Source organism: Streptomyces sp. NPDC053367 (genome assembly GCF_044545925.1).
Lineage (GTDB): Bacteria > Actinomycetota > Actinomycetes > Streptomycetales > Streptomycetaceae > Streptomyces.
Map to the genome: position 1 here is coordinate 66,776 of NZ_JBITYN010000014.1, position 17,647 is coordinate 84,422.

Here is a 17,647-nt window from a genome sequence, read left to right on the forward strand (position 1 = left end):
GTCATGACCACTCCCCTGCGCGACACGACGGCCACTCGCCTGTCCACCTCGTCTCCCCGCTCCTCGGCGCGGCCCGGCGCCCTCGCCGGTGCCGGTCTGGTGCTGGCGGGGGCGGTGTCCGTGCAGTTCGGCTCCGCCTGTGCGGCTCTGCTGTTCCCGCGGGCCGGGGCGCTCGGCACGGTCGCGCTGCGGGTGACCCTGGCGGCCGTGCTGCTGCTGGTGGTGGCGCGGCCGAGGCTGCGGGGTCTGTCGCGCGGGGACTGGGCGGTCGGGGCGGGGTACGGGCTCGCCCTCGGCGGTATGAACGTCCTCTTCTACCAGGCCATCGACCGGATACCGCTCGGCCCCGCGGTGACACTGGAGGTGCTGGGCCCGCTGCTGCTCTCGGTGGCCGCGGCGCGGCGGGCCGCCGGTGTGCTGTGGGCCGCGCTGGCGCTGGCGGGGGTGGCGCTGCTCGGCGGCGGCATGGGCGGGCTCGACCCGGTGGGTGCGGGCTTCGCGCTGGCCGCGGGCGCGATGTGGGCGGCGTACATCGTGCTCGGTTCGCGGGCCGGCGGCCGTTTCCCGCGGCTGGACGGGCTGGCCGTCGCGATGGCCGTCGCCGCGCTGGTCGGCCTGCCGCTGGGGGTCGCCTCGGCGGGCGGGGCGCTGCTGGAGCCGGGCGTGCTGGTGCTGGGGCTGGGGATCGCGGTGCTGAGCTCGGGTGTGCCGTACACCCTGGAGCTGCTGGCGCTGCGGCGGCTGCCCGCGGCGACCTTCGCGGTGCTGATGAGCCTGGCGCCGGCCCTGGCCGCGCTGGCGGGTCTGCTGGTGCTGGGCCAGGGCCTTTCCCTGCCGCAGTGCGCGGCCGTCGCGATGGTGGTCGCGGCGAGCGCGGGGGCGGTGCGGACGGGGTCTCAGTGAGCCCGGCGGGGCGGCAGCCCCATCGGGTTCGGGAAGGGGACGAGCCCGCTGTCGAGGACCTCGTCGGCCAGTGGGGCCAGCTTCTCCAGCAGCCGTGAGGCCTCCTGCGGTGCCAGGACGCGGTAGGGCCGGACGGCGAGTTCGTCGGTGCGGGCCTCGATGTGCGCGCGCAGCGCCTCGCCGTCCGCGGTGAGGGTCCCGGCGTCCGTCAGCAGGCCGCGCGCGGTGAGCCGGTCGAGGGCGGCCTGCCACTCCTCGGCGGACCAGCCGCGGTTGTCGCGCAGCACCTCCGCGGGCACCTGCTCGCCTGCGGCGAAGAGGACATGCGCCTCGCAGCCGTCCAGGCCCTCGGCGGTCAGGACGGCGACATGGCCGTCGCCCCGGTGCTCGCGCAGCGTGGTCGCGGCCTGCCACAGGGCGCCGGCCGGGTCCCCGGGCGCGGGCACGCCCCGGTTGGCGGCGAACAGCGGCCGTCCCGCTCCGTCGGCGGCCGCGACGACCCGCTCCAGCAACGCCACGGCCGGCGCGGCCTCCTTCGCCACCGAGGGCGCCACCCGGCGCAGGGCGGCGGTGGCGGAGTCGGCGCGGGCGCGCAGGACCGCCTCGGGGGAGGCGAAGTCCCAGGCGTCGGGGAGGGCGCGGCGGACCATCGCGGGATGGAAGTTGAAGAAGGCCGCCTCCACCACGCCGGGTGCGACCGCGCCGAGCGGGGCGGCCCGCAGGGCGAAGTAGCCCATCCAGAACCCGCGCAGGCCCACCTCGCGAGCCGCCTCACGGCTCTCGGGGGCGAAGTACGTGACGGCGTGCAGGGGTTCGATCACCTGCCAGACCGAGCGGGCGTAACCGGCGTCCATGCACGGCAGTCTGGCAGACGGCACCGACAACGCTCCCTCAGCCGCTGTGGACGGTCACCTCGTACAGCGAGTAGCCCCAGTCCGTGGCCCGGTCGAGGAGCTGCACGCGCACGTACCGGGCCGGTGTCCCGGCGAAGTCGGCCGTGTCGAGGCCGCCGTCGCCGGTGGTCGTGGACCAGACGGTCCGCCAGTCGGTGCCGTCGGTGGAGAGGTCGATCCGGTACGCGCGCCCGTACGCGCGTTCCCAGTCGAGTGTGACGCGGCCGATCCGGTGGGTGGTGCCCAGGTCGAGGCGCAGCCACTGGTCGTCGCTCCAGCCGCTCGCCCAGCGGGTGTCGCGCGAGCCGTCCACGGCCCGGCCCGGCGCATAGCTGGTGAACGGGTTCCACTCGGCCGAACTGGCTGTGGCCGAGGCACCCTTGCCGAGGTTCACGGCGGCCTGGTGGTGCTCGGTCGCGCCCCAGGTGTCGAGGTAGGACTCGGCGCCCCGGAAGAGGTCGTCGACCACGTCCTGGCCGCCGACAAGACGGATGTCCTCGATCCAGTCCGGGACGAGGCCGTAGTGCGCAGCCCCGTCGGTGTTGAGGTCCCAGGTGCGCTGCCCGGTGGTCTGCCGGTCGATGAGGGAGCCGCCGTCGACGCTGCGGAAGGGGTACGTGACGGGGTTGGCGGTGGCGGCGCCGCGCGGGCCGGGCCAGCCGCCGACGCCGTTCATGTCGGTGCCGTAGCCGTAGCCGACGCCGTACTTGTCGCGCAGCGCGTCGGTGCGCCTGGCCTCGGCGGTGAACCCTTCGGAGCCGTGCATGTACTGGGCGACGAACCCGCCGAGGGAGTAGACGCGTTCGGTCCAGTCGAGGTCCATCCAGCTGTGCGAGGAGATGACGCCCGGGTAGGAGGCGGCCTGGAAGAGGTCGAGGACCCGGCCGGTCGCCTTGACGCTCATGTGGTCGATCTCGAGCATCATCTTGCGTTTCATCAGGCCGCGCACGGCGTATTCGCCCAGTTCCGTCAGCCCGCGTACGTTGCACTGCGCGTCGGCGGCGTAGGAGGGCACGGAGACGCCCGCGGGGAGCTCGGCCTCGGCGGCGGGTGCGGAGGCCAGGCCGATGGGGTTGTCGTGCTGGGGGCCGGTGCACCTCTCGGTCCGCCAGAAGGTGCCGGTCGACAGGAACTGGCCGACGTTGATGGCGGTGCCGAGCGTGCCTTCGTCGAAGCGGACGCCGCAGAGGGCGTTGTCGAACTTGTGGCACAGGAACATGCTGCGCACACCGAGCGCGTACAGCTCGTCGAGCCCCTTGTCGATGTCCTCCTTGCTGCACTGCGGGATGTCGAGGATCTGCTTGCAGCCGAACGGCTCGGAGGTCTCGACCCCGAGGATCACGGCCAGCTTGCCCTGTTCGACGACCTGGCGCGCCTGGGCGCTGTCGGTGACGATCCGGAACCAGCCCTTTCCGGGGCCGCCGTACATCCGGTCGACGTAGGCCTGGAGGTCGTGACTGAGCCTGGCCTGGAGGCGGATGGACGTCATCTCGTCGCAGGAGCGGTCCTTGAAGAAGTACACCGAGCAGATCACGCCGTTGGTGACGAGGTCGTTGACGAGCACGCGCTGGCCGCCGCGCCAGGCGCGCTCCACCCAGGCGTAGTAGTTCTGCTGGTGGGTGAGCGAGTCATGGGCGGGCCAGTCCTTGAAGGTGGGCCAGCCGACGGGGTCGTGGCGGCCGTCACCGCCGCGCGTGATGAAGTCGAAGACGGCGAGGGATCCGTCGGGGTAGTGCTCGGGGCAGTCCTTGAGTGCGTCGGCGATGCCGGCCTCGGAGAAGGTCTTGCCGCAGATCAGGCGGCCGCCGAACGCCTCGTTGGAGAACAGGTGGTCGTGGGCGTCGACGAACCCGCGTACCTCGCCCCGGGAGTCGGTGCCCTTGAACGGCTCGCCCGTCACGCCGATCTGCGCGTCCGGCGCCGGCCGTGCGGTCGGGTTCCACCAGTCGTCGGCTCCGGCGGCGGAGCTGGGCGCGGGGCCGAGGGCCATCGCCAGCACGAGCAGCACAAGCGTGACGACGGCGACGTACGGGCGCCGAACCTTGGCCATCGACCCACGTCCCTCGGTCGGAGCGGGCAGGCGAACCGGCGACGGCTTGTCATGCCCAGTGAAAGTTACCGACGAGGATCGTCAGAGCCGCGTGAGGAGTCAAGGGTCGTGCACGCCTTACCGAGGGGGCGGATGTTTCCGTTCCGCGACGAATGAGACCACTTTGTGTCGGAACACGGCACAACGGACGGCGGCGGCGACGAGTCGTACCAGGCACAGTCACTGCGACGACCCATCTCCCAGGGGGCACCATGACCCACCGTTCTCGACGTGTCCGACTGACGCTCGCCGCCCTCGCGGCCGGCACCGCGGCAGCCGTCGGCATGGCCGCACCCGCGGCGACCGCCGCCACCGGCCCGAAGTTCCTCAAGCCGGGCGAACTGCCCCCGCACCCCACCTCGCCCTGGTACGCGGGCCCGGTGACCCCCGGGCAGCCGGACCCGCTGCCGGTCTGCGCCGGCGAGTCGCCGCCGTCCATCTCCTCGCACCGCGCGTTCTGGACCGAGTTCGACACCAACGCCGTGCAGGTGACCGTCGTCGAGCGCAGCACCCAGCGGGCCAAGGACTTCGCCGCGCTGCTGCGCAAGAAGATCCGCGACTGCGCGACCGCGCTGGAGCGGCAGGACCCCGACATGTCGGCGTCCGGCAGGTACTACGGCCACCTGAACGTCGAGGAGGGCGCCGACGTCTACGGCCTGCACACCGCGTCGAGCTGGGGCGCCTCAGACATCGCCCTGCTCTCGGTCGGACGGGACGGCCGGACGGTGACGTTCGTGAAGTGGGCCCAGATGGGCACCTGGCGCCACGCCCAGGTGGCGGACTTCAAGAAGACCACGAAGACGGCGGTGAACAAGCTCTACTGAACCCCGAAGGCCCCGCCGGACTCCGCCAGGCCTTATCGGACGCCGGGCACCAGCCGCTCGACCGCCGCGGCGACGAGCTGGTCGCGCTCACCCTCCGAGAGCACGTCGGGGAGGGTGAGCTGCTCGACGATCAGCCAGTTGAGCGCCAGGTAGAGCAGGCGTACGGCGGTGGCGTCGCCGGGCAGGCCGGACTCCTCGTGGTAGGCGACGCTGCCGTCGAGGTCGGCGCGCACCTGCTCGGTCAGCAGGGCGCGCAGCGCGGGCCGCCGGGTGGCCTCCAGACGCAGTTCCAGCAGCGCCAGACAGCCGGCCCGGAACGCGCCGACCCGGCCGACCAGTTCGCGCATCAGCTCCGTGTACGTCTCCCGGTCACGGGCGGCCGTACGGTGCCGGGCGAGCACCGACTCGTCCGGCCGGAGCCGCTCGTAGACGCGGGCGCCGGTCTGGGTGAGGAGGTCGTCGCGGTTGGCGAAGTAGTTGGAGGCGGTCCCGACGGGCACGCCGGCCTCGGCGTCCACCGCCCTGAAGGTCAGACCGCGCGCGCCCTCGCGGGCCAGCACCTCGATGGCGGCGTCCACCAGGGCGGCCCGCCGCTCGTCGTTCCTGCGCACCACCGCACCCGCTCCCCTCGCCCGACGACGAGCGCAGACTACTTCAGTTGAAGTGGCCTGGGTCGCGGGTTCCGCCGTCAGCGTCGGGTGGGGGTGCCCTGGTTGTGGAACATCTGCCGGCGCCCCGGCGCCGCGCGGCGCCACAGGGATGTCCGGTGCGACCAGCGGCCGTCGATGTTCGCCGTGTACTTGAGCATGACCAGCCCGTCGGCCAGCCGTACGCCCCGCATGTCCTCCACCCCGATGGGCTCGCCCTCGGGATCGGTGCCGGCCGCCACACGCTCGGCGGTCCCCTCGAAGAAGATCTCCCGGCCCGAGGCGCCGAACTCGTGGAAGTCCGGGGCGAGGAAGCTCCGCAGCCGGTCGGCGTCGGCCCGGCAGGCGGGCGACAGCGTCTCGTACTCGGCGGCCATCGCCTCGGCCACCTGCGGGTCGTCACTGCCGGGGTGGGTGTGGGTGGACGTCATGGTCCAGGACTATCACGCGCCGTCCGGGCACCTCACGCCTGTGACCTGCGGCCGGAGCCGTCCGGCGGGCCGCTGTCAGTGCCCCGCGCTAGTCTGCGCGTAATCGACCGATCCGCCCGTTCCGGACCGTTCAGGGAGGTATGCATGGCTTCGCGTCTCAACCCCTACCTCAGCTTCGACGGCGACGCCCGCCAGGCGATGGAGTTCTACCGGGAGGTCTTCGGCGGCACCCTCACGCTGAACACCTACGGCTCCTTCGGCGGCGAGGGCGCGCCGCACGCGGACAACATCATGCACGGCATGCTGGAGACCCCCGCCGGGTTCACCCTGATGGGCGCCGACTCCCCGCCCGGCATGGAGGTGAACGCGGGCAACAACATGGCCGTGTCCGTGAGCGGTGACGACGAGGCCGCGCTGCGCGGCTACTGGGAGAAGCTGTCGGCCGGCGGCCAGGTGTCCGTGCCGCTGGAGAAGCAGATGTGGGGCGATGTGTTCGGCATGTGCACGGACCGCTTCGGCGTCAGCTGGATGGTCGACATCACCGAGCCCCAGGGCTGACCCCCCGCCTTCACGCCGTGCCGAACCACGCCTCGGCGAGGACGGGCAGGCTCGTCTCGCCGGGGACACCCAGCTCCCGCATGTACCAGGGGAGATCGCTGTACACATGGAGCAGCGTGTACGCGAGCAGCTCGGCCGGCGGAAAGGTGCGCCCGTAGGCGCGGCCGAGCCGGGCCAGCAGGGCCGGGTCGCCGCGGGTGAGGAACAGGCCGACGCCCACGAAGTCGTAGGCGGGGTCGCCGATCATCGCGGGCTCGAAGTCGAAGAGGCCGGTCAGGCGCGGGCCGTCCGCCGGGTCGGCGAGGAAGTGCTGCCGCATCACCTCGGTGTGCAGCAGTGAGGGCCGCGGGGCGCGCGGCAGCGGGGTCGCGGCGAGGAAGTCCGGGATCTGCTCCAGCCAGACGCCGGGCAGGCCCTTGTCCCGCTGCCACCGCACCGCACCGGCGGTCCGACGGTCCACGAACGCGCCCCAGTCCCCCGGGCCGAGCACGTCCGCCAGCGGGGCCGGGTCCAGGGAGTGCAGCACCGCGAGGGTCTCGCCGACCTCGGTGACGACACGCTCCCGCTGCGGCCTGGACAGGCGCTCCCAGACCGTGGCGAGGTTCTCGCCGTGCAGCCGAGACATCAGCACATAACGCCAGCCGTTCTCGTACGTCCCGAAGTCCCGCACCCGCGGCGTCGGCACGGGCAGCCGGCCCTGGAGGTGCGCGAGCACCCTCGCCTCGGCGAGCCCGTCCGCCGCCGCGGCCGCCGGGAACAGCTTGAGGACGTGCTCGTCGCCGACCGCGTACACCGGCTGCGAGCCGTCGGCGAAGCGGGTGAGCGGTGCCCCCGCCAGTCCGAGGCGCCCGCACAGGTCCTCGACGCCGGGGCGCATCACGGCCTCGTCGGGGACGATCGCGTCCCACTGTTCGTCGGTCTCCACGGCGGGCAGCATGATCGGGACCGTAGGGGGAGGTGTGCGGGCGGGCAACAGGATTTCCCCCGCGGACCTCCCTCGGGCCCTGCACCCGGCGGCAGAGCGCCTCGGCGCGGTCGTGGAAGCCGGGGGACTCCCGCTCGGCCGTCTCGATCAGGGCGCATGCCGGCGCCCGGTGCTCCGGTGAGGACCGCTCCGCGAGGGAGTGGGCGCAGGGGACGCCGACGACCCTCGATCGGGCCGCTCCCTTCCTCGACCGGCCGGGCGTTCCGGTACGCGCGCCGAGACCGGCGGGCCCGTGATCGGGCACGGGCGGCGGGGAGCGTAGCGTGGGCACGGCCGGGGCACGTCGGGGGCACGGCCCGGGCACACGGCTCCTCGCGTGCTCGTCGCAGAACGGAGAGGCATCCGCATGAACCTGCCCGCATCTGGCCGGCGTGTCCTCGTCAGCGGAGCGTCGCGGGGGCTCGGCCGCGCGGTGGCGCAGGCGTTCGCGGCCAACGGCGACCGGGTCGCCGTGCACTACGGCTCGCGCGCCGAGGAGGCCCGCGCGACCCTGGACTCCCTCAGCGGCACGGGCCACGCCCTGACCGGCGGCGACCTCGCGGACCCGGCCGGGGCCGCTGCGGTGGTGGACGCGGCGGCCGGCGCGCTCGGCGGGATCGACGTCCTGGTGAACAACGCTGCGGTGAACGAACGGCATCCGCTCGCCGAGACGACGTACGAGGAGTGGGTGGCCGTGTGGCAGCGGCATGTGGCCGTGAACCTGCTCGCCACGGCCAACCTGAGCCATCTCGCCGCGCGCCGGATGATCGACGGGGGCACGGGCGGACGCATCGTCAACATCGGCTCGCGGGGCGCCTTCCGGGGCGAGCCCGACCACCCCGCGTACGGGGCGACCAAGGCCGCGGTGCACGCCCTCGGCCAGTCCCTCGCGGTGTCCCTCGCCCCGTACGGCATCGGTGTCGCGTCCGTCGCCCCCGGCTTCTTCGCCACCGAGCGGGTCGCGCCGCGTCTGGACGGGCCGGAGGGCGAGGCGATCCGTGCGCAGAGTCCCTTCGGCCGGGTGGCGGAGGCGGAGGAGGTCGCGGCGGCCGTGGTGTGGCTGGCCTCGCCCGCCGCGGAGTGGTCGTCGGGCACGATCCTGGACCTCAACGGGGCTTCGTACCTGCGCAGTTGAGGGGGTGTCCGGCGGACCGGCCGGCAAGACGCCTATGCCGTCTCCTCCACTACCGCCCGGATCACATGGCGCGCGTTGTCCGCCATCGCCCGGTTGGTGTCGCGGTAGTAGGGCAGGGCGATCAGCGCCTGGGAGAGCGTGCGGGCGCGGCCGCGGCGCCAGGTCGTGTCGTCCACGCCGAGTGCGTCGCGGAAGACCTGGCGGGCGTCGGCGGGCAGCAGGTTCCAGGCCGGGAAGAGGTCGCAGGCCGGGTCGCCGACGCCCATGCAGCCGAAGTCGATGACCGAGCCGAGCCTGCCGGCGCGCAGGAGCAGGTTGCCCGGCATCAGGTCGGCGTGCAGCCACACCGGCGCCCGCTCCCACCCGGGCGCCCGCAGGGCGTCCTCCCACACGGCGGTCACGGCGTCGCAGTCGACACCCTCCTGCGGGAGCGCCCGCAGCCGAGCGATCGCCGAGCGGGTCTCCGCGTCCTGCAGAGCGAGCGGCCCGCCGCGGTGCGCCGGGGGCGCTCCGGGCAGGGTGATGCCGCGCATCGCCGTCACGAACGCGGCCAAGTCCTCTGCCAGCAGGGCGGGTTCGGTCAGGGCGCCCGCCTCGGGGGTCTCCCCGTCCAGCCACCGGTACACCGACCACGGCCACGGATACCCCTCGGCCGGCCTCCCGGCGCCCAGCACCTCGGGCACGGCCGTGGGCAACAGGGGCGCCAGGCGCGGCAGCCACTCCCGCTCCGTCGTCACGTCCGCCGCGCCGCCCCGCACCAACGGCAGCCGTACGACCATGTCGTCGCCGAGGCGGTACATGGCGTTGACCGTGCCGCCGGAGGCGATCCGCCGCACCGGCAGACCCGTCCATCGCGGGAACTGCCCGGCCACCAGCCGCCGTACGAGATCGTCGTCGAGAGGGTGCTCGTCGGGATGCATCTGTCCTGCGCTCATGGGACGTCATCCGACCGGCGGACGGCGACGGCCGTCAACCGCATTTGATCGGCCCCGGCGGGCGCCTTACCTCGGAGGTAATCGCCCCGGCGGCCCGAGGGTGCCATGATCGTCGGCGTAAGCAGGGCCGTTCGACGAAGGGACCAGCCGTGACCGCCTACGCCATAGCCCACCTGCGCGAGATCACCCCGCACCCGGAGATCCCCGAGTACATCGACCGCATCACCGCCACCTTCGAGCCGTACGGCGGCCGCTTCCTGGTGCACGGCACCGAGCACGAGGTGCTGGAGGGCGACTGGCCGGGCGCCGTGGTGATGATCGCCTTTCCGGGCACGGCCGAAGCCCGGGCGTGGTGGAACTCCCCCGCCTACCAGGAGATCGCCCCGCTGCGCTCGCGGCACATCGTGGGCGACATCATCCTGGTGCCGGGCGTGCCCGAGGGCTACGACCCGCACGTCACGGCCGAGGCCGTGCGGGCGTCCCTGCCCGCCGAGTGACGCCCACCGGCCCGACAACCACCTGACAGGCCCGCGCGGGTGTGCCGACATCGCGGCGATTGACGCTCCTCGGCCGGGGGCGACCCCTCCCGCCGCCCGGCTGCTCGGCCCTCAGGCCCTTGGCTCGATCTGCCGGAGGATGCTCGGGTCGGAGATCTCGCTGTCGGCGGCGAGCAGGAACGCCTTGCTGAGGATGACGGCCAGCCGGTCGTCCTCGAACGGCAGGAACACCTTGCCCTCGGCCGGCCGGCGCGCCGGAACGACGCACAGATAGCTGTCGTCCGGCTCCATCAGCACGTTCGCCGACCATATGTGGATCTTGTAGGTGCGCAGCTCGCCGCGGACGACGAGGAAGCGTCCGTCGAGCGTGCACCGGTCGGCGATCTTCAGCCTCGGCAGGATGCGGGCGAGGGCCTCGCGCCGGACCTCGCCGGTGCCGGGCAGCTCGGCGAACCCGGCGCGCCGCCAGTAGGCGTGTCCCGGTCCGCCGTCGGTCCAGTCGGGGTCCGCGGCGATCGACGTCACCCCGACGAAGAGGTCCACGTCCCGCATGGCCTCGCTGAACACCAGCGCGGGCACCTCGGCGGGCGGCGCCTCCCGCCATGTCCCGGCCGTGCGGCGGGCGAAGCGGACCTGGTCGGTGGAGGCGAGCGCGTCCCCGTCCGCCCAGTCGGCGAGCGCATGGCGGAAGGTGACCCGCCACTCCCCCGCGCCCAGTGTCCGCTCGGCCGTGTCGTCGTCGCCCGGGTGCCAGGGGCGGCCGCTGGTCCAGCCCCTGGCCCGGAACAGCGCGCGCATCCGGTGGTAGTGCACGAGGTGGCCGGCGAAGCGGTTGGAGTAGGTGCGGGTCTCCTCCTCGGCCGGTGTGAGCAGATAGATCTCGCGGTACGCCTGCTTGAACGGCTGTCTCACGTGTGCCTCGACGAGCAGGTCCCGCCAGGCCCGTACGGTGTCGGGGTCGGAGCGCAGCGGGTGCCACAGCCGCACGGCCGCGTCCTCGGGTGCCTCGGGCAGGTCGTCGGTCTCCGGCAGCACGGCGTGCCAGGTGCCGGGCGCCGTCTCGATCTCCCAGATCAGTCGGCGCACGACGGACCGGCCGAGCGGATGCCCGGCCAGCCGGGTGCGCCACCAGCCGTACGGGTGCGTGGCGTCGGCGCTGTAGCCGCCCTCCAGGGCCCGGGTCAGGGTGGCGAGATGGGCGGAGGCCCGCTTCACCAGCTCGCGCAGCTCCTTGAGCAGGTCGCCGTGGTCGCGGCGGACGGCCGCGGGCACGCCGCGCAGCCGCCGTCCGTCCTTCTCCCAGGCCAGCTCGACGCCCTCGCCGACCGTGACGACGGCCTTGTGCTCACCCGCCTCCCGGCGCAGGACGCCGTCGTCGCCGAAGCCCAGGGCGGGCAGGCGCAGCGCCACGTCGGTGCGCTCGGCGAGGGCGGCGTCGATCTTCTTGAGCACCTTGTCGAGCTGCTTGGGCACCCCTGCGTGCCGGACCGTCCCGCGGACCGTGCGCAGGCCGGTGACCAGCTCGGGCGTCGGCCATTCCTGCGCGGCGCGGGTGATTTCGTAGAGCAGGGCCTGCGAGGGCAGGGTCCTGGCGGCGGTCGGTGCGAGGGAGATGCCGGGCAGCAGTCTGTCGAGGAGGCCCGGCAGCCACGGCTCGTCACGCACCAGGGCGACCCGCAGGGCGCGCCCGAGCGTCGTGACCTCCTGGGGGGTGAAGGCCTTGTCCGACCGGTAGGGGACGGTGCCCGCCTTGATGGCGTCGGTGCGGTCGGCGGCCGCGCGCAGCAGACGGTGGGAGAGTTCGGCGTAGGCGGGGAGCCCGGCGATGGCGCGCCAGGTCTCCGGCGGTGCAGGCGGTTCCCCGATCGGGTGCCTGTCGACATCGGCGAACAACGCCAGCTCGGCCGGGGTGAGGGCGGTGACGACGTCCAGCTCGTCCCGCGTGATGGGGCCTTCGGCCCGCAGCAGGTGCTGTGCGGCCCGGGCCGAGGACTCCGGCCCGGCGAGCACGCCGAGGACGAGCACGGTGAGCGGCCTGCGCTCGGCGTAGCCCTCGCTCAGGGCGTGCCGGACCAGGAACGCGGCGGGCTCGGCCAGGTCGGGCAGCGGCCCCGTGCACCGCGCGAGGGCTCCCGCGCCCAGGCCGAGATCGGCCCAGTTCCGCCGCTCGGTGCCCGCGACGAGCGCCTCGAACAGGCGGCGGCAGGCGTCGGGCGTGTAGCGGGGCGGGCGCTCCTTGGCCGCCTCCTCGACCGCGAACCGGGCCGCACCCCTCCCGGCCGTGACGCCGTAGGCCGCGGGGACCAGGGTGCCCAGCTCCTCCTGGGACACCTCGGCCGCGTCGCCATACGGGTCCGCTATCTCGTACGACGGGTCGGTCAGCGCGCGCATCAGCCGTTCGGCGGGCCTCACCGGGCACCGCCTCGGCGCGGGCAGGAGACGGATACGCCGGCCGGCACGGCGGCGGTGCGGCCGTGCCGGTCACTGCTGTGGGCGCTCACCCGGGCGTCGTCGAACATGCCCCGATCATGGCAGGGGGCACTGACAATGCCCGCTGACCAGGGATTTCAGCAGCCCATGGCCCCGCTGCGGGAGTCACCGCAGCCGTGATCAGTCATACCGCGGCAGGCCCTAGGTGCCCGGCCGGAACGGGTCAGGCCCGGAAGCTCCGCTTCAGCGCGGCGACCAAGTGCCGCAGCCCGGGAGGCGGTTGTCCCTGGCGTACGACGAGTGAGGTCGGTACGGCGGGCTCGGTCAGCGGACGGATGGCGACGCCCGGGGCCGGGGGCAGGCCGGAGACGTCGTAGAAGACGGTCCAGGAAGGCGGACCGACGGCGATCTCGGCGAGGGTCTCGCGGAGGCTGGTGAACTCCGGCGCCGGTGGCGGGGTGACGCCGGCGGCGCGCAGGGCGTCCGTGAGCAGGTCGTGGAAGGGCGGGTTGCGGTCCCGGGCCGCGAGTCTCAGCGGCAGTCCGGCGAACTGCTCCGGGCCGAGCCGGGCCTCGGCGGCGAGGGGGTGCCGGGCGGGGAGGGCGGCGTAGAGGAGGTCGGTCCGCAAGGGGATGAGCCGCAGCCCGGGTGCCGAGGTCAGGGCACGGATCAGGGCCGCGTCCAGACTGCCTTCCCGTACGGCCGCCACCCGTTCGGCCGCCGGGAGCCGCTTGAGGCGCACCTGGAGCCCCGGGTGGGTGTCCGCCAGCTCGGCCAGGGCGCGGTAGAGGCGCTCGCCCGGGCCGTGGACGGTGCCGAGCCGGAGGAGGCCGGCCGCGCCCGTGGTGATGTCGGCCGCGACCTGCCGGGTGCGCCGGGCGGCGTCGAGCACCAGGCGGGCCTCGGGCAGGAGCCGTTCTCCGGCGGCCGACAGGTGCACATGGCGGGTGGAGCGGTCGAAGAGGGTCACCCCGAGGTCCCGCTCCAGCCTGCGGATCTGCTGGCTCACGGCCGACTGGACGATGCCGATGCGTTCGGCGGCCCGGGCGAAGCCGCCCTCCTCCGCCACGGCGAGGAAGTACTGCAACTGGCGCAGCTCCACGGCCGTCCCCCTCCTCGTTCCGCAGGGCATTCATCACTGATGCCGATCTCTGTGTGCGCCAACCGCTTCTGGTTCGGCGGTTGTTCCCGCTGTCGAATGGTCGCGGACGATTCCCGCGCAGCAGGTACCGGAAGGAGCGGAAGATGACAGAGGCCGTGGTCGTGGCCGCGGAGGAGGCCGAGGTGGTGGGGCTGGCGCACGGCGGCGCGTTCCGGCTGCTGGTCGACGGCGACGCCACGGCGGGGACGCCGGGCGCCAACCGGCTCACGCTGCCGGCCGGGGCCGACGGGGCGAGGCCGCACCGGCACGAGCGGTCGGCCGAGCTGTTCCATGTGCTGGGCGGCCGGCTGGAGTTCCTGCTCGGGGAGCGGTCGGTGACCGTGGGCGAGGGCGGTCTGGTGGTGGTGCCGCCCGGACTGGTGCACGCGTTCGGCGCGGCCCCGGGCACGGGTGCCGATGTACTCGTGGTGATGGCGCCGGGCGTGGAGCGGTTCGACTACTTCCGCCATCTGGGCCGGGTGTCCATGGGGCTGGAGCCCGCGGAGAGCCTGCTGCCCGAACAGGGCCGCTACGACGTGCACTTCGTGGCGGGCACGCGGTGGGCGGAGCTGCGCGGCCGGGGCGCCTGAATCCCGCGGGGCTCCCGGCCCCGGCCCAGCGTCTCGCATCCTCGCCCCCCGTGGGCCACAGCAGCGCCGGGCACGTTCACCGGCGCCCGCGAGGCTCCTTCCGAACCCCCGGCGCCCCGTGCCGCCGCGCACCGCGCTGACCTGTCGAGCCACCCCGGGCCCGCGTCCGACGCAGGGGCAATCGCCCCCGGACGCGGGCCCGTTGCCCTGTCCGTGGTCTCCCCTCGGCCCCGGCACGCACTCTGGCGAACCCGTGCGCCGATGCGCTATACCTTCCTCGCCTGATTGATTGTGCTCGATGTGACCGGCTTTCAAGCACCTTCCGTCAACGCGACCTGTGCCCACAGACGCTTGCGAAGGGAATCGACATGACCGCACCACCCCGTAGACCGAAGACGCGCCCGGCGGCCCTCATCGGCGCCACGCTGCTCGCCCTGCTGGCGGCGGCGACCGGCCCTGCCGTTCCCGCCCAGGCCGCGCAGGCCACCGCCCGAGCGGACACGGCAGACACGGCCGGCGCGGCAGACCCGGCCGCCCAGGCGACGGTGATCGGCGACGTCACCGGCTTCTCCGCGAACGGCGCCACCTACACCCTGACCGCCGGCGCGGCCAGGGCCCGGGTCAGCTTCGTCGGCCAGGACACGTTCCGGATCGAGGTGGCGCCCGACGGCACCTTCACGGACCCGGTCGGCGACGACATCGTGCTGCCGCAGGGCGCGCCGCCCGCCACACGGTGGGCCGACCGCGGCGACCGCTACGAGCTGTCCACGGACCAGGTCACCCTGCGCGCCTACAAGTCACCGCTGCGCTTCGCCCTGTACCGCGCCGACGGCACCCGGCTGTGGGAGGAGTCCCGCGGCATCAGCTGGACCGGCACCTCCACCACCCAGACCCTCCGGCGCGGCGCGGACGAGCAGTTCTACGGCCTGGGCGAGCAGAACGGCAGCGGCAACACCTCGCACCGCGGCAAGACCCTGGAGGTGGGCGTCGACTACGACTGGAACGAGGGCGGCCACCCCAACTCGGTGCCGTTCTACCTCTCTTCGGGCGGCTACGGCGTCTACCGCAACACATACTCCCCCGGCACGTACGCCTTCACCGACCCGGTCACCACCACCGAGCAGGAGAAGCGGTTCGACGCCTACTACTTCGCCGGCCGCTCCGCCAAGGACGTGATCGGGCAGTACACCAAGCTCACGGGCCGGCCGATGATGCCGCCGATCTACGGTCTGGAGATCGGCGACTCCGACTGCTACCTGCACAACGCCAACCGCGGCGAACGGCACACGCTGGACGCGCTGAAGGTCGCCGACGAGTACCTACGGCACGACATGCCGCTCGGCTGGATGCTCGTCAACGACGGCTACGGCTGCGGTTACGAGAACCTCGCCGAGACCGCCCAGGGGCTCAACGACCGCAGGATGGAGATGGGGTTGTGGACCGAGGACGGCCTCGACAAGCTCGCCGAGCAGGTGCGGGCCGGGCAGCGGGTGGCGAAGCTGGACGTGGCCTGGGTGGGCGACGGCTACAAGTTCGCCCTCGACGGCTGCAAGGCCGCCCACCGCGGCATCGAGGAGAACAGCGACGCCCGCGGCTTCACCTGGGCGCCGGAGAGCTGGTCGGGCGCGCAGCGCTGCGGGGTGCAGTGGAGCGGCGACCAGTCCGGCAGCTGGGACTACATCCGCTGGCAGATCCCGACGTACGCGGGCGCCACGATGTCCGGCCTCGCCTACACCACCGGTGACGTGGACGGCATCTTCGGCGGCAGCGCCAAGACGTACGTCCGCGACCTGCAGTGGAAGGCGTTCCTGCCGGCCGTGATGACGATGGACGGCTGGGCCGCGAGCGACAAGCAGCCCTTCCGGTACGGGGAGCCGTACACGAGCATCAACCGCAAGTACCTCAAGCTCAAGGAATCCCTGCTGCCGTACATGTACACCTACGCGGCCCGTGCGCACCGCGACGGCGTGGGCCCGGTGCGGCCGCTGGCGTTGGAGTACCCGGACGACCCGGTGGCCGCGTCCGACGCCGCCAAGTACGAGTTCCTGACCGGCGAGCACTTCCTCGTCGCGCCGGTCTACCGCGACGCGACGGTCCGCGACGGCATCTACCTGCCGAAGGGCACCTGGGTCGACTACTGGTCGGGCCGCACCTACGAGGGCCCGGCCACGGTCGACGGCTACCAGGCGCCCCTGGACACGCTGCCGCTGTTCGTGAAGGCCGGAGCGTCGGTGCCGATGTGGCCGGGCATCACCTCGTACCGCGACCGCACGGCGGGCTCCGCGCTCGCCTGGGACGTCTACCCGCAGGGCCGTACGTCGTTCACGCTGTACGAGGACGACGGCGTGACCCGGCAGCACCGGACGGGCAGGTACGCCGAGCAGCGGGTCCAGGTGACCGCGCCGCAGAGCGGGCCGGGGCCGGTCACGATCGACGTCGGCGCGAGCGTGGGCGGCTTCACGGGCAAGCAGACCTCACGCCCGTACCGGTTCACCGTGCACACCGGCTCGGCACCCGAACAGGTGCTGCTCGCCGACCGGGTGCTGCCGCGGCACACGTCGAAGGCCGCCTTCGACGCGGCGGCCGAGGGCTGGTGGTACGACGCCGCCGACCGGGCCGGCGTCGTCCAGGTCAAGACGCGTGCGCTGAGCACCGCGCGGGCGTTCCGGATCGAGCTGGCCGGGGCGAGCGCGGTGGGCGGCAAGGTGCCCGGCGCGCAGGGCACGCTCGCGGTGACCGCGCCCGCCGAGCTCGGCGCGGGTACGCCGGCTCAGGTGGCGGTCGACTTCACCGCCGGGCGCGCCGGCGCCGACGCCACGGAGCTGTCCCTGGTCGCGCCGGAGGGCTGGACGGTGTCGGCCGCGCGGACCGTGGGCCGGGTCGAGCCCGGCCGGCGGGCGCACGCCGATTTCACGGTGACGCCGCCCGGCGAACAGGGCGTGGGCGAGGCGGTGTTGACGGCCGCAGCCCGCTACCGGGCAGCGGGTGAGGAGCAGTCGACCGCGCTCCGGACGGCCGTACGCACCATGCCGAAGCCGCCGACGGCGGACGCGTGGGCGAGCGATCTGCCCTGGCTGAAGTCGGCCAACGGCTGGGGTCCGCCCGAACGCGACCGCAGCAACGGCGAGTCGGGCTCGTCCGACGGCCACCCGCTCACCCTCGACGGCACGACGTACACCAAGGGCATCGGCGCCCACGCCAACTCCGACATCGAGTTCTGGCTCGGCGGCCGGTGCACGTCCTTCACCGCCGCGGTCGGCATCGACGACGAGATCAACGGCTACGGCGGGGTGTCCTTCTCCGTCGTCGCCGACGGCCGCACCCTGTGGTCCTCGCCGACCCTGACCGGTACGTCCGCCCCGGTCCGCGCGGACGTACCGCTCACCGGAGCCAGCCATGTGAACCTCCTGGTCACCGACACGGACGGCACCAAGTCCGGCGACCACGGCGACTGGGCCGAGGCGAAGTTCCACTGCGCACCCTGACCCCCACGGCGAAGCCGCCGGCCGGCCGGGGCCGGCCGGCGGTGCTCGCGCGTCAGCGGAATGCGTGCACGACCTCGATCCACCCGACGATGTGCGTGTCGAACTCCGTCAACTCCTCGGCGGGC

Annotated in this window: 15 protein-coding genes; 7 read left to right on the top strand and 8 right to left on the bottom strand. The window is 73.6% G+C overall.

Annotated elements, in window-relative coordinates; genetic code table 11:
- The first annotated feature begins 3 nt into the window (after nt 1-3).
- Nucleotides 4-903 carry an EamA family transporter gene (locus tag ACIGXJ_RS33340; protein ID WP_399653480.1) on the top strand — a complete coding sequence of 300 codons (900 nt, stop codon included), beginning with the start codon at nt 4-6 and terminating at the stop codon, nt 901-903.
- Here the strand turns inward: ACIGXJ_RS33340 and ACIGXJ_RS33345 are convergent.
- Together ACIGXJ_RS33345 and ACIGXJ_RS33350 are read right to left on the bottom strand one after the other, a co-directional pair.
- Nucleotides 897-1,757 (bottom strand): hypothetical protein, encoded by an 861-nt coding sequence (locus ACIGXJ_RS33345; protein ID WP_399653482.1) that lies wholly within the window; start codon nt 1,755-1,757, stop codon nt 897-899. The two genes, ACIGXJ_RS33340 and ACIGXJ_RS33345, sit on opposite strands and share 7 nt — an antisense overlap.
- A 37-nt stretch (nt 1,758-1,794) precedes the next feature.
- Complete coding sequence (locus ACIGXJ_RS33350) at nt 1,795-3,846, bottom strand: discoidin domain-containing protein (protein WP_399653485.1); 2,052 nt, start codon at nt 3,844-3,846, stop codon at nt 1,795-1,797.
- Nucleotides 3,847-4,097: 251 nt separating this feature from the next.
- Between ACIGXJ_RS33350 and ACIGXJ_RS33355 the strand changes: the two genes are divergently transcribed.
- Nucleotides 4,098-4,709 carry a hypothetical protein gene (locus ACIGXJ_RS33355; protein ID WP_399653487.1) on the top strand — a complete coding sequence of 204 codons (612 nt, stop codon included), beginning with the start codon at nt 4,098-4,100 and terminating at the stop codon, nt 4,707-4,709.
- A gap of 32 nt (nt 4,710-4,741) precedes the next feature.
- Here the strand turns inward: ACIGXJ_RS33355 and ACIGXJ_RS33360 are convergent, their stop codons facing one another.
- Nucleotides 4,742-5,323 (bottom strand): TetR/AcrR family transcriptional regulator, encoded by a 582-nt coding sequence (locus ACIGXJ_RS33360; RefSeq protein ID WP_399653489.1) that lies wholly within the window; start codon nt 5,321-5,323, stop codon nt 4,742-4,744.
- Between the two features lie 74 nt (nt 5,324-5,397).
- Nucleotides 5,398-5,787: a DUF4440 domain-containing protein gene (locus ACIGXJ_RS33365; RefSeq protein WP_399653492.1), complete on the bottom strand. Its 390-nt coding sequence runs from the start codon at nt 5,785-5,787 to the stop codon at nt 5,398-5,400.
- Nucleotides 5,788-5,931: 144 nt separating this feature from the next.
- Here ACIGXJ_RS33365 and ACIGXJ_RS33370 point away from each other — a divergent pair, with 144 nt between their 5' ends.
- The gene (locus ACIGXJ_RS33370) at nt 5,932-6,345 is read left to right on the top strand and encodes a VOC family protein (protein WP_399653493.1); all 414 of its coding nucleotides are present in this window, start codon (nt 5,932-5,934) and stop codon (nt 6,343-6,345) included.
- Between the two features lie 10 nt (nt 6,346-6,355).
- On the opposite strand, the gene ACIGXJ_RS33375 is transcribed toward ACIGXJ_RS33370, so the two are convergent.
- Nucleotides 6,356-7,282 (bottom strand): phosphotransferase family protein, encoded by a 927-nt coding sequence (locus ACIGXJ_RS33375; protein WP_399653495.1) that lies wholly within the window; start codon nt 7,280-7,282, stop codon nt 6,356-6,358.
- 394 nt (nt 7,283-7,676) lie between these two features.
- On the opposite strand from ACIGXJ_RS33375, the gene ACIGXJ_RS33380 reads away from it, so the two are divergent.
- Nucleotides 7,677-8,444 carry an SDR family NAD(P)-dependent oxidoreductase gene (locus ACIGXJ_RS33380; RefSeq protein WP_399653498.1) on the top strand — a complete coding sequence of 256 codons (768 nt, stop codon included), beginning with the start codon at nt 7,677-7,679 and terminating at the stop codon, nt 8,442-8,444.
- A gap of 32 nt (nt 8,445-8,476) precedes the next feature.
- On the opposite strand, the gene ACIGXJ_RS33385 is transcribed toward ACIGXJ_RS33380, so the two are convergent.
- Nucleotides 8,477-9,379, bottom strand: coding sequence for an aminoglycoside phosphotransferase family protein (locus tag ACIGXJ_RS33385; RefSeq protein ID WP_399653501.1), 903 nt, complete (start codon nt 9,377-9,379; stop codon nt 8,477-8,479).
- Nucleotides 9,380-9,528: 149 nt separating this feature from the next.
- Here ACIGXJ_RS33385 and ACIGXJ_RS33390 point away from each other — a divergent pair, with 149 nt between their 5' ends.
- Complete coding sequence (locus tag ACIGXJ_RS33390) at nt 9,529-9,876, top strand: DUF1330 domain-containing protein (protein ID WP_399653504.1); 348 nt, start codon at nt 9,529-9,531, stop codon at nt 9,874-9,876.
- A 111-nt stretch (nt 9,877-9,987) separates the two neighbouring features.
- Here the strand turns inward: ACIGXJ_RS33390 and ACIGXJ_RS33395 are convergent, their stop codons facing one another.
- The gene (locus ACIGXJ_RS33395) at nt 9,988-12,288 is read right to left on the bottom strand and encodes a DUF4132 domain-containing protein (RefSeq protein WP_399653506.1); all 2,301 of its coding nucleotides are present in this window, start codon (nt 12,286-12,288) and stop codon (nt 9,988-9,990) included.
- Between the two features lie 241 nt (nt 12,289-12,529).
- The gene (locus ACIGXJ_RS33400; RefSeq protein ID WP_399653509.1) at nt 12,530-13,408 is read right to left on the bottom strand and encodes a LysR family transcriptional regulator; all 879 of its coding nucleotides are present in this window, start codon (nt 13,406-13,408) and stop codon (nt 12,530-12,532) included.
- 143 nt (nt 13,409-13,551) lie between these two features.
- Between ACIGXJ_RS33400 and ACIGXJ_RS33405 the strand changes: the two genes are divergently transcribed.
- Entirely contained in the window at nt 13,552-14,037 is a 486-nt protein-coding gene (locus ACIGXJ_RS33405; RefSeq protein ID WP_399653511.1) for a cupin domain-containing protein, read from the top strand.
- A gap of 368 nt (nt 14,038-14,405) precedes the next feature.
- Complete coding sequence (locus tag ACIGXJ_RS33410; protein WP_399653513.1) at nt 14,406-17,522, top strand: NPCBM/NEW2 domain-containing protein; 3,117 nt, start codon at nt 14,406-14,408, stop codon at nt 17,520-17,522.
- Nucleotides 17,523-17,647 lie beyond the last annotated feature (125 nt).